General features: G+C 72.1%; 12 protein-coding genes and 1 pseudogene. 6 read left to right on the top strand and 7 right to left on the bottom strand.

All coding sequences use genetic code 11. The features are described 5' to 3' along the window. Positions 1–610: 610 nt before the first annotated feature. Together BS75_RS47855 and BS75_RS06260 are read right to left on the bottom strand one after the other, a co-directional pair. Positions 611–1,063, bottom strand: coding sequence for a hypothetical protein (locus tag BS75_RS47855; protein WP_042439010.1), 453 nt, complete (start codon positions 1,061–1,063; stop codon positions 611–613). A 330-nt stretch (positions 1,064–1,393) separates the two neighbouring features. Continuing rightward, positions 1,394–1,660 carry a hypothetical protein gene (locus tag BS75_RS06260; protein WP_034087485.1) on the bottom strand — a complete coding sequence of 89 codons (267 nt, stop codon included), beginning with the start codon at positions 1,658–1,660 and terminating at the stop codon, positions 1,394–1,396. Between the two features lie 168 nt (positions 1,661–1,828). On the opposite strand from BS75_RS06260, the pseudogene BS75_RS49970 reads away from it, so the two are divergent. Then, positions 1,829–2,078: pseudogene (locus tag BS75_RS49970) on the top strand (hypothetical protein); the annotation flags it as partial. Positions 2,079–2,097: 19 nt separating this feature from the next. On the opposite strand, the gene BS75_RS06255 reads toward BS75_RS49970, so the two are convergent. The 3 genes from BS75_RS06255 to BS75_RS06245 all read right to left on the bottom strand — a co-directional run bounded on the left by BS75_RS06255 (position 2,098) and on the right by BS75_RS06245 (position 4,072). Further along, on the bottom strand, positions 2,098–2,514 hold the full coding sequence (locus BS75_RS06255; protein WP_034087484.1) for a hypothetical protein: 417 nt from the start codon (positions 2,512–2,514) through the stop codon (positions 2,098–2,100). A gap of 152 nt (positions 2,515–2,666) precedes the next feature. Then, the gene (locus BS75_RS06250; protein WP_231607687.1) at positions 2,667–3,287 is read right to left on the bottom strand and encodes a GNAT family N-acetyltransferase; all 621 of its coding nucleotides are present in this window, start codon (positions 3,285–3,287) and stop codon (positions 2,667–2,669) included. Continuing rightward, the gene (locus tag BS75_RS06245) at positions 3,284–4,072 is read right to left on the bottom strand and encodes a thioesterase family protein (protein ID WP_034087483.1); all 789 of its coding nucleotides are present in this window, start codon (positions 4,070–4,072) and stop codon (positions 3,284–3,286) included. The genes BS75_RS06250 and BS75_RS06245 overlap by 4 nt, the downstream gene beginning before the upstream one ends. Before the next feature lie 102 nt (positions 4,073–4,174). Between BS75_RS06245 and BS75_RS06240 the strand changes: the two genes are divergently transcribed. Then, positions 4,175–4,480, top strand: coding sequence for an isoamylase early set domain-containing protein (locus tag BS75_RS06240; protein ID WP_231607686.1), 306 nt, complete (start codon positions 4,175–4,177; stop codon positions 4,478–4,480). 127 nt (positions 4,481–4,607) lie between these two features. Here the strand turns inward: BS75_RS06240 and BS75_RS06235 are convergent, their stop codons facing one another. Then, positions 4,608–6,248, bottom strand: a complete 1,641-nt coding sequence (locus tag BS75_RS06235; protein WP_034087482.1) for an MFS transporter — start codon at positions 6,246–6,248, stop codon at positions 4,608–4,610. A gap of 262 nt (positions 6,249–6,510) precedes the next feature. On the opposite strand from BS75_RS06235, the gene BS75_RS06230 reads away from it, so the two are divergent. Both BS75_RS06230 and BS75_RS06225 read left to right on the top strand, forming a co-directional pair. Next, a complete protein-coding gene (locus BS75_RS06230; RefSeq protein WP_034087481.1) occupies positions 6,511–7,584 on the top strand; it encodes an acyl-CoA desaturase in 1,074 nt (357 codons plus the stop codon). Between the two features lie 272 nt (positions 7,585–7,856). Then, positions 7,857–8,438, top strand: a complete 582-nt coding sequence (locus BS75_RS06225; RefSeq protein ID WP_081982130.1) for a winged helix-turn-helix domain-containing protein — start codon at positions 7,857–7,859, stop codon at positions 8,436–8,438. A gap of 62 nt (positions 8,439–8,500) precedes the next feature. Here BS75_RS06225 and BS75_RS06220 read toward each other — a convergent pair whose 3' ends face one another. Beyond that, positions 8,501–10,138, bottom strand: coding sequence for an ABC-F family ATP-binding cassette domain-containing protein (locus tag BS75_RS06220; RefSeq protein ID WP_034087480.1), 1,638 nt, complete (start codon positions 10,136–10,138; stop codon positions 8,501–8,503). A gap of 123 nt (positions 10,139–10,261) precedes the next feature. Here BS75_RS06220 and BS75_RS06215 point away from each other — a divergent pair, with 123 nt between their 5' ends. Beyond that, entirely contained in the window at positions 10,262–11,632 is a 1,371-nt protein-coding gene (locus BS75_RS06215) for a M20/M25/M40 family metallo-hydrolase (protein ID WP_034087479.1), read from the top strand. Positions 11,633–11,694: 62 nt separating this feature from the next. Further along, entirely contained in the window at positions 11,695–12,822 is a 1,128-nt protein-coding gene (locus tag BS75_RS06210; RefSeq protein ID WP_052069233.1) for an MBL fold metallo-hydrolase, read from the top strand. The last annotated feature ends 25 nt before the right edge of the window (positions 12,823–12,847 follow it).

The following is a 12,847-nucleotide window of genomic DNA, read 5'->3' as shown; positions in this document are numbered from 1 at the left end:
CTCTACCAACTGAGCTACCGGCCGGCTCGCGCCGACCGGACGGGAATCGAACCCGTGACCCATTGATGAACCCGTAGCTGTCGCACCGGGCACCCCGATGCACGTACTCCCGAGGTCAATGACGGCCTGAGGCGGAACCTTTTGCAGAAGTAGCCTCGGGCCTTCGCACCGGGAGGGCGCACGTGAAGTTGTGTATCCAGAGTTCGAGGTCGGCGACGCGGCCATCAGCGCTCTGGGCCGCTGTGCTACCGACGCAGCAGCGCCGGGCGGGATTTGAAGCCGGGTCACTCTCTTGGCAGGAGAAGAACTCGTCACCCTCGCACCTGGATGTCGCCCACCGTACAGGACGATCAACCGGACTGCGGCCCCATTTCTCCCGGCCAGGCCGACGGAAGGATATCGCTGCTGCCGGCGTCCTGGGAGGCGATCAGGGCGACCGGTCGGTTGCCCGTCACCCTCGGCTGCGTCACACCGGGGTCGGGGGATGGGAAGCGGATGTTCGCAGTCGAGTTCGCCCTGTTCACGGACAACGAAGCCGCTGACGGCTGGTGTCTCGGCCACCCCCAGGGCGGCTTGCCTCCCGAGCAGCCCGTGACCACGGCGATCGTTCTCAGCGCGGGAGTGCCCGCCGGGCAGACCGGCTGTGGGGGCCGAACGAAGGACGAATGAATCGGCGCCCCTTCAAGCCGACGACGATCCGACCCGTGAGGCAGCAAACCGCCACCCCAGCAAGTGCGATGGAGGGAACGTAGGCCCCGATCGGATCGCCGGGAGACTGTCCGAGGAACAGAACCAGAGAGGTCTCGAACGCGGCGATCGTGGCGAGAGTCAGCCACGCCGCCGCAATCTGGAACCGGCGACCGAGGCCCGTCTGCTTGTCGTGCAGACGCCACCAGAGCCGTAGCAGGACCAGTCCGCCGCCCACGAGGACGCAGCCGATTGCGGTGCCTCGGCCGAACGGGGTGGTGGCGATCAGTGCCCCGGCGGCCGGCAGCACGATGGCTGCTCCGAGGAGCATCCCTATACGGTACGGCCACAACGGGGCCGAGTAGTAGCGGGTCACCGTCGGATTCTGGCATGTCGCCGTTCCGGCTGCGCCCGCCGAGCAGCCGGGTGTCCGCTCCTTGACGGTCTGACTCCCCGGTCCGGCTGCGGCAAGGGCGAGGGCAGGCGGGGTGCCGGTTCGCGTTCGTGCGCGGCGTTGCCACCAGCCTGCTGATTGTTCCGTTCGCGCACCGCTGCGGGAGGCGAAGTTGGACGGCTCGGGATCGGTGGACCGGCTCCGAGACGGATCAGCCGTGGCACAGGGGCTGGAGCTGGATCGAGCTCGCGGCTGCCGTCGTGACCGGATCGGCCGACGGGCAGGAACGTCCTGTTCTCGGCCGCCACACCACTACGGCGTGATGCCGCGAGCCCGCCGCGCGCGCCTCTTCTCGGCGATCTCCTCCACCTTGGCGCGCTTTTCGGCCGCCTTCGCGGATGGCCCGTACAGCCACCATCGCCGGGCCGTGATGCCGAGCCACAGCACGATCAGGACGACGAACGGCCACGTGATCGCGAAGTGCGTGTGGGGCTTGGACAGGTCATAGACGGTGAGGGCGGTGATGAGCAGGACGCCCTGGCCGAGGGTGATGAGGGAATTCCTGGTGCGTATGGACATGCGGGCACTCCAGGGGCTGGCTGTGATGTCGGCCAGCAAGGTCCGAGGCCACCGGATATGCCGCTCAACAGGCTGAATGCGGTGCGATGGCCACGAATTGCGAGCGTCCGCAGCGGGCTCGTGGCAATCCGCTCGCGCGTCGTTCGCCCGACCGCGTACGGTCTGCGCATGACGAGGACCACGCCGGCCAGGCCGGTGTCGGTGGAGGCCCTGTTCCCGGAGCTGGCCCTCTACCGAGCCCGGACGACCCGGTTGCACCCCAGGCCGGGGCGGCCCGACGACGTGACTGTCGTGCCTGCCGGGGCGGCCCGACGACAGTCACGTCGGCGGGCCGATGCTGTGGCCGGACGGTGAACCCTGGCCGTACTGCCACGAGCCGCACTGGCGTGAGAGTGAAGGGTACGCACCGGAGGAGATCCTCCTTCGGGCGCAGCCCCTCAGGAGTTGCGCGGGCCGGGTCTGTCCGAAGCGTCGGTCACTCCGGCCGGGCGCACGACGAGCAGCAGCATCTGCACGGCGATGACCACGAGGACGAACCAGAGCGCCGCCAGTCCGAGGGCGCCCGAAGGTTCGAAGTCGCCAGGACTGGCCAGCGCCCAGAGGCAGAGCATCTCGGCCGTCACGCTGGACAGCTGGAGGCAGAACCAGCCTGCCGCCGTGGTCCGGGCCCAGCGAACCTCCTCGGCCAGGTGCACCCCGGCTGCCCGAGCCCGAGTCCACCGCCCGGCGTACTCACGCCTTCCCGTGCGTCTGACCGGTCGCTCGCGTGCCTCCCGGATGTTGACCGCGGCCGCGAGTGACAGCACCGGGATCGTCACGGCGCAGGTCGTGGCGAAGTTCTGACTGAACTGCATGAAGGCATCATGCCAGGGGCGTTGGTGCGGTGCTGCTCCTGCCGCCGCTGCCCGCTGCCCGGGGACCGGTACCAGCCGTGCCGCTCCCGCGTCACGAGCGCCCTGATCCGGCGGACGTGCGCGGGAGTCGACGTCCGGCTCGGCCGAGACCGTCACCAGAGCTTGTCGATGGCACCGCTGTGCAGGCGGATGTTCCGGCCGAGGAAGTCGGCGGCGTGCTCCCGGGCCAGGGGCGAGAAGAAGTCGCCCATGGTCACCTTGTCGAACATGAAACTGGGGAAGGGCTCCTCGGGCGTGCCGCCGATCAAGTAGGTACCCGGGAGGTGCCGCCAGCCGGCGCTCTCGTAGAAGCCGCGCAGCGGCGTGTCGCAGGTGAACAGGGCCAGGTCGGCGCCGCCGTCGCGGACGGCCGCGTGCGCGGCGGCGACCAGCCGGCGGCCGTGGCCCCGGCCGCGCCGGTCCGGTGCGGTGACCACCCGGCTCAGCCCGGAGGCGGCGTAGCGGCGGCCCTCGTGGACGATCTCCTTGGAGAGGACGTCCAGCGCGGCGACGACGGTGCGGTCGGCGACGCCGACCAGCAGCAGCGACTGCGGGTCGAGCAGCGGGTCGTGGCCGGGGTCGCGCCCCGGGTCGTGGCCGGGCTCGTGGCCGGGGTCGTCCGGGGCGTCGGGCCAGGCCAGCTGCTGGAGCGCCAGGACCTGGACCCGCAGCGCCGCCGGGACCTGCTGTTCGGGGTAGCTCAGCAGTTCCACGGTGTCGGCGGGCGCTGTCATCGCTTGGTCACGAAGAGGCTCTGCGCCGACTGGCCGATCACCGACTTCTCGTCCGACAGCCGACTGGAGGCCAGGCCGATACCGGCCTGGTCGATGCCGGTGCGGGCATCCAGACAGACCCAGGCGCCGACCGGGTAGCGGCTCAGATGCACCGTCAGGTCCGGGTTCACGTAGAGGTTCCTGGCCATGTCCAGCTCGCCGGAGATGCCGTTGCCGGAGTCCGCCGCGATCAGGACCCGGCTCAGCCCGGAGACCTCCTCGTCCGCGACCAGCGGGTGGCGCATCCGGAACCAGCAGACGGCGGGTCCGGGCTCGGTGAAGGAACCGGAGGCGAAGCGGACCTCCATGGCGGTGTGGTAGCCCTCGTCCCAGCGGACCTGGAAGGGGTCGGGGGTGAGCCCGCCGGGGCCGGGAACGGTCAGCGGCAGGTCGACCGCCGGGGCCGCGCCGTCCTCCACCCGGATGCGCAGCGCGGTGGCCCGCATCGCCACCCGTCCGTCCGGTCCGGCGAGTGAGGCCTCGATCCGCTCGACGCTGCGGCCGGCCTCGGCGAGCCTGGTGCTGACGGTGAGTTCGGCGATCGGCACCGGGCGCAGGATCTCGAAGGTCATCCGGGCGACCCGGAAGCCGGGCCGGGCGTCGGCGCGGTGCTCGACGGCCCGGCCGAGCAGCGCCGCGGGCGGTCCGGCGTGCTGGGAGTCGATGTTCCACGGTCCCCGGGTGAGGACGGTGGAGGCGAAACGGTCGTCGCCGAGGGGCAGGTAGAACGCGTCGACTGAGCTCATTACCGAAGGGTAGCCCGGCGCTCGGACGGACCGACAGGGGCCGCTCTGGTCCGCCGGGCGGGGATCGGCCATGCTGTCGGTTGAGACCGGTGGAGTGACGGGGTGGACGCGGGAAGAGGGGTGGTCGCGTTGCTGACGCGGACGCGGTTGTTCGGCGGCCGGACGAGGGTGACGTTCCGGCTGGCGGCGGACGAGCCCGAAGGTACGGTGAGCGTGGTCGGGGACTTCAACGGCTGGCAGCCCGGCGCGGCGGAGTTGGTCCGCCGACGCAACGGGACGCGGACGGTGACGCTGTCGTTCCCGCCGGGCGAGCACCGGTTCCGGTATCTCGCGACCGGCGGGATCTGGTTCGACGACGACACGGCGGACCGGGTGGATCCGCAGGGGAGCCTGCTGCGGCTGGGGTGAGCGGCTCCCTCGGGGGAGCGACCTTCAGGGGAGCGATTCTCAGGGGAGCGATTCTCAGGGGAGGGGATCCCCAGGGAGGGATCCCGGGGCAGATTCCCCGGGGACGGATCCCCCGGGGACCGGGGGCTCAGCCGCTGATCTCGCCGCCGGTCGCGGGGGCGCGGCCGTGGCGCATGGCCAGCGCGATCACCAGTCCGATCAGCCCGGCGCCCGCGCCGACCAGCAGGCCGTCACGGTAGCCGGCGTCGCTGTAGAGGCTGGGTACGGTGTAGTAGCCGCCGGTCAGCTTCGCCGAGATGCCGGGGATGACCACCTTGAACTTCAGCGGGTTGGCGGCCAGGCAGGCGGTGAGCACCGCCGTGCCGACGGAGGTCGCGAGGCTGTTGACGACGCCGAGCATGCCGGCGCTGATGCCCTGCTGCCGGGCCGGTACCGCCTCGATGATCAGGTTCGGGGCGGAGGCGTAGAAGGCGCCGAAGCCGAGCCCGAAGATGATCGCGAACAACGCGTACTGCCAGGCGGAGTGGGAGAAGAAGGCGTACAGCACGGTGGAGAGGGTGAACGTCGCCATCGCGCCGATCAGTGGCAGCCGGGGTCCGACCTTGCGGGACCACTCGCCCGCGCCGCCGCCGGCCAGCATCCCGGTGCCGCCGGAGAAGATCGCCGAGTGCAGGCCGTAGCCGAGCAGGGTCGCGCCGAGGCCGTAGGCGAGGGGGGCGTTGAAGACGATGTGGAGGATCGGCTCCATCGCGGCGGTGACCCGGCCACCGGAGCCCGCGACCACCTGGCCGAGCATCATGTGGGTGAGCTGGGCCCGGTGCGGGGTCTGCAGCATGTAGGGGATGGAGTAGCCCTGGATGCCGATCACCATGCTGCCCATCAGCGCGGCCAGCAGCACCATCACCACCTTGGGTGAGAACAGCAGTTCCAGGTCCATGATGGGTTGCGCGCTGCGGCGCTCCACTATGACGAACGCGACCAGCAGCACCAGTCCGCCGACCAGCCAGCCCCAGGCGGTGGGCCGCCCCCAGCCCCAGGTCGCGCCGTTGGACAGGTAGAGCAGGATCAGGCCGACGCCGACCGCCAGCAGCAGCGCGCCGATGACGTCCAGCTTCTGCTCGTTGCGCAGCGGGGTCTCCGGGACCAGGAAGTACAGCAGCGGGACCATCACCAGCACGAAGATCAGCATGAACCAGAACAGCGAGCGCCAGGAGTAGTGGTCCAGCAGCCAGCCGCCGAGCAGCGGCGCGAACAGCGCGGACATGCCCAGGCCGGTGGCGATCACGCCGATGGAGGCGGGGATGTAGCGGCGCGGCAGGATGTCGCGGAACAGGCCGTAGGCCACGGTGGGCGCACTGATCGCGACCGCCTCCAGCGCCCGGCCGACCAGGAACAGCGCCCAGGAGCCGGTCAGGGCGCAGATCAGGGTGCCGACGGCGAACGCGGCGCCGGACACCAGCATCATCAGCCGCTTGCCCCACAGGTCGGACATCTTTCCGAAGAGCGGCGTGGTCGCGCCGCCCACCAGGCCGAAGATGATGACCATCCAACTGATGTTGGCGCCGACCCCGGGGAAGGAGGGGGCGATGTCCCGGGCCGCCGCGGCGACCATCGTGTACTGGAGCGCGGCTATCTCGGCGAAGAGGACGACGACGAAGATCACGCCGAAGATCCGGAGTCGGGACGCGTTCTCCAGCACGGCCGGTGGCGGTGGCGGCGGTGGTGGCGCGTCGGATGCGGGGGACGTGGGGACCTGGGCAGAGGACACGTGCGGCTCCTCGGTACTCGGGACGCGGAGGGCCCAGGGCGGTCATCCGCAGGTGATTATCTAACAGGTCGTCAGATTAGAAGGGAAGCAGTGTGACGCAGGCAGGCGACGCTTTCCCGCAGCGGAGTACGGGGGCCAGCACCGGGGGGTAACCCCCCGGCCGGGCCGGGTGGGCACTCCATGGTCGCCGTGGAGCGCGGTCCCTAGGTTGGCTGTGGGGGCCGGTCGACGGTCATCCGCACCGTCGATCCGAGGAGATCCCATGCCGCCAACGGCCGCCGACAGCACCGTCCGAGGCACGGTCGACCCAGGTGCGGCCGTCCGGGGCGCAGCGCGCGCCGTGGGCGCCGACGAGTTCAGTCCGCTGCTGCGCAGCGTGCGGGCGGCCGGTCTGCTGGAGCGGCGCACCGGCTGGTACGCCCGCAGCATTGCCCTCAACCTGCTGCTGCTCGCCGCGACCTGGGCCGGAGTGCTGCTGGTCGGCGGCTCCTGGTGGGTGCTCGCGCTGGCCCTGCCGGCCGCCGTGCTCGGCGGTCGGACCGCCTTCCTCGGGCACGATGCCGGGCACCAGCAGATCGCCGCCGGCCGCCGGGTGAACCGGGTCATCGGGCTGGTGCACGGCAACCTGCTGCTGGGGATGGGCGTCGGCTGGTGGACCGACAAGCACAACCGCCACCACGCCAATCCCAACCACATCGACAAGGATCCGGACGTGGGCGTCGGCGCCCTGGTCTGGACCCAGCACCAGGCCGCCGAACGGGTCGGCTTCGCCCGCTGGATGACACGTCATCAGGCCAAGCTGTTCTTCCCGCTGCTGCTGCTCGAAGGCGTCGCGCTGAAGGTCTCCGGCATCCAGCACCTGCGGCACCAGTCCCCGCGCGAGCGGCTGGTCGAGGGGTCGCTGCTGGCGATCCACCTGGTCGGCTACACGGCGCTGCTGCTGTGCGCGATGAACCCGCTGCACGCCCTCGCCTTCGCGGCGCTGCACCACGCCCTGTTCGGCCTGCACCTCGGCTCCGCCTTCGCGCCCAACCACAAGGGCATGGAGATGCCCGACCCGGACGGCGACCGCTGGGGCCATCTCCGCCGCCAGGTGCTGACCTCGCGCAACGTCCGCGGCGGCCCGTTCACCGACTTCTTCCTGGGCGGCCTCAACTACCAGATCGACCACCACCTCTTCCCGAGCATGCCGCGCCCCAACCTGCGCGCCGCCCAGCCGTTGATCCGCGCCCACTGCGCCCGACTCGGCCTCCCCTACACCGAGACCGGCCTGGTCGAGTCCTACCGGCAGGGCCTGGCCCACATGCACGAGGTCGGCGCGGAGCTCCGTTCCTGAGCGTGACGGACTGCCGATCGCAGGGTGACTGTTGCCCGGCGGGAGGGATCTGCTTGAATGGACCCATGGACCCGCATGCCACCGACGCAGCCCCGAACGGGGGGACGAGGCGTCTCGACCTCGAACCGTTCTGGCCGTCCCGGCAGCCGTTCCACTTCGACGAGACCTGTTGTCGCGCGACCGGCGCGCAGCGGCTCGGCTGACCACACCTCCGACCGCCCGCGCGCAGAAGACCGTCCGCGTCCTCTTCCCGTGCGAAAGCGAGTCCTGCCATGTCCAACGTCTCTCCGCTCGCCCTGGTCAGCCCTGCCGACCTGACCGACTTCACCGACCTGGCCGGGCTGACCCGGTTGGTCGGTCCCTCGGGCCCCCGGCTCCGCGCCGTCCCGGAGGAGCAGGTCCCGGCCGGGGTCTACCGGCTCCCGGACTCCCTGCCCAACCCCGGCCTGGTCGGCTACCTGGTGCTGGTACCGGTCGGCACCGAGCTCGACGTGACCGCCGTCCCGGCCCGCGAGGTCCCGCCGACGGTGGCGCCGGAGCCGGCTGCGGCCGGTCCGGACCACGCCGGCATCGTGCTGGACCGGGAGCTGCGCAGCGCCCGGGTGGACGGCGAGCTGCTGGAACTCACTTACTTGGAGTTCGAGTTGCTCGCCCACCTGACCGCGTATCCGCACCGGGTGCACACCCGGGACCACCTGGTCTCCGCCGTCTGGGGCTACGGCCATGTCGGCGACGGGCGCACGGTGGACGTCCACGTCGCCCGGCTGAGGCGCAAGTTGGGCGCGCCCTACCGGGACTCCGTGGTGACCGTGCGCCGCGTCGGCTACAAGTACGTTCCGGTCAGCACGAACTGACGGGACACCAGTTCACGCCGACCGGGGCGGGCGGGCGTCGGTCGGGCGGCCTGGCGGCCGGCTCAGCTCTCGCTGATCCGGCCGTCCACGACGGTGATCCGGCGGGTCGTGGCCACCGCCTCCAGCATCCTCCGGTCATGGGTGACCAGCAGCAGGGTGCCGGTGTAGGAGGCCAGCGCGGACTCCAGCTGCTCGATGGCGGCCAGGTCCAGGTGGTTCGTCGGCTCGTCCAGGACCAGCAGGTTGACCCCGCGTCCCTGGAGCAGCGCCAGCGCCGCCCGGGTGCGCTCGCCGGGGGACAGGGTGGCGGCGGTGCGCAGCACGTGCGCGGCGCGCAGCCCGAACTTGGCGAGCAGGGTGCGGACCTCGGCCGGCGGCAGGTCGGGGACGGCCGCACCGAAGGCCTCCAGCAGCGGCTCCTCGCCGAGGAACAGTCCGCGCGCCTGGTCGACCTCGCCGACCACCACGCCCGGGCCGAGCGAGGCCTGGCCCTCGTCCAGCGGCAGCCGGCCCAGCAGGGCGGCCAGCAGTGTGGACTTGCCGGAGCCGTTGACGCCGGTGATCGCGACCCGGTCCGCCCAGTCGATCTGCAGGTCGACCGGGCCGAAGGCGAAGTCGCCGCGCCTGACCCGGGCCCCGCGCAGGGTCGCCACCACCGCGCCGGAGCGCGGCGCGGCGGCGATCTCCATCCGCAGCTCCCACTCCTTGCGGGGCTCGTCGACCACGTCCAGGCGTTCGATCAGCCGCTGGGTCTGCCGGGCCTTCGCGGCCTGCTTCTCCGTCGACTCGGTCCGCATCGCCTTGCCGATCTTGTCGTTGTCGGGGGCCTTGCGGCGGGCGTTCTTGACGCCCTTCTCCATCCAGGCGCGCTGGGTGCGGGCGCGGGCCTCCAGCGAGGAGACCGTGTCGGCGTACTCGTCGTACTCGGCCCGGGCGTGCCGACGGGCGGTCTCGCGCTCCTCCAGGTAGGCGGCATAGCCGCCGCCGTAGTGGTTCACCTGCTGCTGGGCCAGGTCGAGTTCGACCACCCGGGTGACCGTCCGGGTCAGGAACTCGCGGTCGTGGCTGATCAGCACGGTGCCGGCGCGGAGGCCGGAGACGAAGGACTCCAGCCGCTCCAGGCCGTCCAGGTCCAGGTCGTTGGTGGGCTCGTCGAGGAGGAACACGTCGTAGCGGCTGAGCAGCAGCGAGGCCAGCCCGGCGCGCGCGGCCTGGCCGCCGGAGAGCGCGGTCATCGGCAGGTCCAGGCTGATGCCGAGGCCCAGGTCGGCGGCGACCGCCTCGGCCCGCTCGTCCAGGTCCGCGCCGCCGAGGTCGAGCCAGCGGTCCAGTGCGGTGGAGTAGGCGTCGTCCGCGCCCGCGACGCCGTCGACCAGGCCCTGGGTGGCCTCGTCCAGCTCCGCCTGGGCGGCGGTGACGCCGGTCCGGCGGCTCAGGAAGGCCCGCACCGACTCGCCCGGACGGCGCTCCGGCTCCTGCGGGAGGTGGCCGACGGTCGCGGTCGGCGGGCTCAGCCGCACCGTCCCGGACTCGGGCGGCTCCAGCGAGGCCAGCAGGCGCAGCAGCGTGGACTTGCCCGCACCGTTGACGCCGACCAGCCCGACCACGTCGCCGGGGGCGACGACCAGGTCGAGATCGGAGAAGAGGACACGGTCACCGTGTCCGGTGGTGAGGTCTTTGGCGACGAGGGTGGCAGTCATAGACCGCTGATTCTATCGGCGGGCGCGGGCGCGTCCGCGTGCGGCATGATCGTGCGGAGTCGGAGGAGTCCGCGACGCGGCGGCAGTCGTAGCCGCGGCGCCGCAGGCAGGAGAGGTGCGGGCATGGCAGCGGTAGGCGCAGTGGGCAGCGAGGGCGCGACGGTGGACGGGACGCGGCGCGGCGAGGAGGCGGTGCGCTTCACCTCGGAGCTGATCCGGATCGACACCACCAACCGCGGCGGCGGCGACTGCAAGGAGCGGCCGGCGGCCGAGTACGCGGCCGAGCGGCTGGCCGAGGCCGGGCTCTCGCCGCTGGTGCTGGAGTCCGCGCCCGGCCGCGCCAATGTGGTCGCCCGGATCGGCGGCAGCGAGCCGGAACTGCCGGCGCTGCTGGTCCACGGCCATCTGGACGTGGTCCCGGCGCAGGCCGAGGACTGGAGCGTGCATCCGTTCAGCGGTGAGATCCGCGACGGCGTGGTGTGGGGACGCGGCGCCGTCGACATGAAGGGCATGGACGCGATGATGCTCGCCGTCGTCCGCGCCTGGGCCCGCGAGGGCCGGATGCCGCGCCGCGACATCGTGCTCTGCTTCACCGCCGACGAGGAGGACAGTGCGGCGGCCGGTTCCGACTGGCTGGTCCGGCACCACCCCGAGCTCTTCGAGGGCTGCACCGAGGGGATCAGCGAGTCCGGCGCCTACACCGTCCACACCGCGGCCGGGCAGCGGCTCTACCCGGTCGGCGCGGGGGAGCGCGGCACCGGCTGGCTGCGGCTGGAGGCCAGGGGCACCGCCGGACACGGCTCCAAGCCGAATCCGGCCAACGCGGTGACCAGGCTCTCGGCCGCGATGACCCGGATCGGCGAGCACCGCTGGCCGGTGCGGATCACCCCGACCGTCCGGGCCGCACTGCTGGCCCTGGGCGCCGCGACCGGGGTGCCGCTGAGCGCCGCCGAGGTCGACGACCCGGCCTTCGACGCCGACGGCTACCTGGCCCGGCTGGACCCGGCGGCGGCCAAGCTGGTCGTCGCGACCGTCCGCAACAGCTCCAACCCGACCGTGCTGCAGGCCGGCTACAAGACCAATGTGATCCCCGGACTGGCCACCGGCCAGGTCGACGGGCGGACCCTGCCCGGCTTCGCGGCGGAGTTCGAGGCCGCGCTGGACGCGCTCACCGGCCCCGACGTCGACTGGTCCTACCTGCACCAGGAGACCGCGCTGACCGCGCCGGTCGACTCGCCGACCTTCGCGGCGATGGCGGAGAGCCTGCTGGCGCACGACCCGGGCGCGGCGGTCGTCCCCTTCTGCATGTCGGGCGGCACCGACGCCAAGCAGTTCTCCCGGCTCGGTATCGTCGGCTACGGCTTCTCGCCGCTGCGGCTGCCGCCGGGCTACGACTTCCAGGGCCTGTTCCACGGCGTGGACGAACGGGTCCCGGCGGAGGCGCTGCAGTTCGGCGCGGCGGTACTGGACGACTTCCTGACCACGGTCGGCTGAGGGAACGGCCGCCTCCGCAGGCGCGTTCTTCCGGAGGCAAGGCTCTGACGGAGAGGCAGTTGATGATGCGGCGGGCACGAGTGGGCGCCATCGCGGTGGCGCTGGGCGCGGTGGCGGCAGGGACGGCGGCATGGGTCGCCCGGGAGATCCCCGCGGCGATGGGCGGCGACCCGACCCGGGGCGAGCGCGGGGAGCGGATGCGGAACTCGCCGCGCTACCGGGACGGGGTCTTCCACAACCCCCCGAGCGCGGTGCGGGCGCACGAGACCCCGGCCGGTCGGACGATCGTGCGCGAACTGCTGTTCGGCAAGGAGCTGCGCCACCCCTCGCAGCCGATTCCGCTGGTCAGGGACGTCACCGCCGAAGGCCCGGCCTCGCAGACGCTCGCGGTCACCTGGCTCGGGCACTCGACCACCCTGGTCGAGATCGAGGGTGCCCGGGTGCTGTTCGACCCGGTGTGGAGCGAGCGCTGCTCGCCGACCCAGTCGGTCGGGCCGCGCCGGATGCACCGGCCGCCGCTGGAGATCGCCGAGCTGCCGCCGATCGACGTGGTGGTGATCTCGCACGACCACTACGACCACCTCGACATGCACAGCGTCCAGGAGATCGCGGCCGAGCAGCCGGACGTCCGCTTCCTGGTGCCGCTGGGCGTCGGCGCCCATCTGGAGCGCTGGGGCATCGAGCGGTACCGGTTCGCCGAGCTGGACTGGGAGCAGGAGGCCCGGATCGGCGAGCTCCGGGTGGTCTGCACCTCCGCGCACCACTTCTCCGGGCGCGGCTTCGCCAACAACGGGACGCTCTGGAGCTCCTGGGCGATCATCGGCGCGGAGCACCGGGTCTTCTACAGCGGCGACTCCGGCTACTTCGACGGCTTCCGCGAGACCGGCGCCGCCTACGGGCCCTTCGACCTGTCGCTGGTGCAGATCGGCGCCTACAGCGAGCACTGGCAGGACATCCACATGACGCCCGAGGAGGGCGTCAGCACCCACCTGGACGTCCGGGCCGGCCTGATGGTCCCGGTGCACTGGGGGACCTTCGTGCTCGGTCTGCACGACTGGTCCGAGCCGGTCGAGCGGCTGTGCGTGGACGCGGACGAGCGGGGCGCGCGGATCGCCGTCCCCCGGCCGGGCGAGCGGGTCGAGGTGGCGGACCCGCCGAAGCTGGACCACTGGTGGCGCGCCGTGGTCTGAGGCCGGTCCGTCCTGCGGGGGTGCT

Source organism: Streptacidiphilus albus JL83 (genome assembly GCF_000744705.1).
GTDB classification, from domain to species: domain Bacteria; phylum Actinomycetota; class Actinomycetes; order Streptomycetales; family Streptomycetaceae; genus Streptacidiphilus; species Streptacidiphilus albus.
The sequence above is the reverse complement of the archived record's forward strand: the minus strand, read 5'-3'. Positions and strand labels throughout refer to the sequence as shown.

Excerpts from the sequence above, each read along its gene's own strand:
- BS75_RS06255 (WP_034087484.1), bottom strand. The coding sequence starts at position 2,514 with ATGCAGTTCAGTCAGAACTTCGCCACGACCTGCGCCGTGACGATCCCG.
- BS75_RS06220 (WP_034087480.1), bottom strand. The coding sequence starts at position 10,138 with ATGACTGCCACCCTCGTCGCCAAAGACCTCACCACCGGACACGGTGAC.
- BS75_RS06245 (WP_034087483.1), bottom strand. The coding sequence starts at position 4,072 with ATGAGCTCAGTCGACGCGTTCTACCTGCCCCTCGGCGACGACCGTTTC.
- BS75_RS06215 (WP_034087479.1), top strand. The coding sequence starts at position 10,262 with ATGGCAGCGGTAGGCGCAGTGGGCAGCGAGGGCGCGACGGTGGACGGG.
- BS75_RS06225 (WP_081982130.1), top strand. The coding sequence starts at position 7,857 with ATGTCCAACGTCTCTCCGCTCGCCCTGGTCAGCCCTGCCGACCTGACC.
- BS75_RS06230 (WP_034087481.1), top strand. The coding sequence starts at position 6,511 with ATGCCGCCAACGGCCGCCGACAGCACCGTCCGAGGCACGGTCGACCCA.
- BS75_RS06210 (WP_052069233.1), top strand. The coding sequence starts at position 11,695 with ATGATGCGGCGGGCACGAGTGGGCGCCATCGCGGTGGCGCTGGGCGCG.
- BS75_RS06250 (WP_231607687.1), bottom strand. The coding sequence starts at position 3,287 with ATGACAGCGCCCGCCGACACCGTGGAACTGCTGAGCTACCCCGAACAG.
- BS75_RS06260 (WP_034087485.1), bottom strand. The coding sequence starts at position 1,660 with ATGTCCATACGCACCAGGAATTCCCTCATCACCCTCGGCCAGGGCGTC.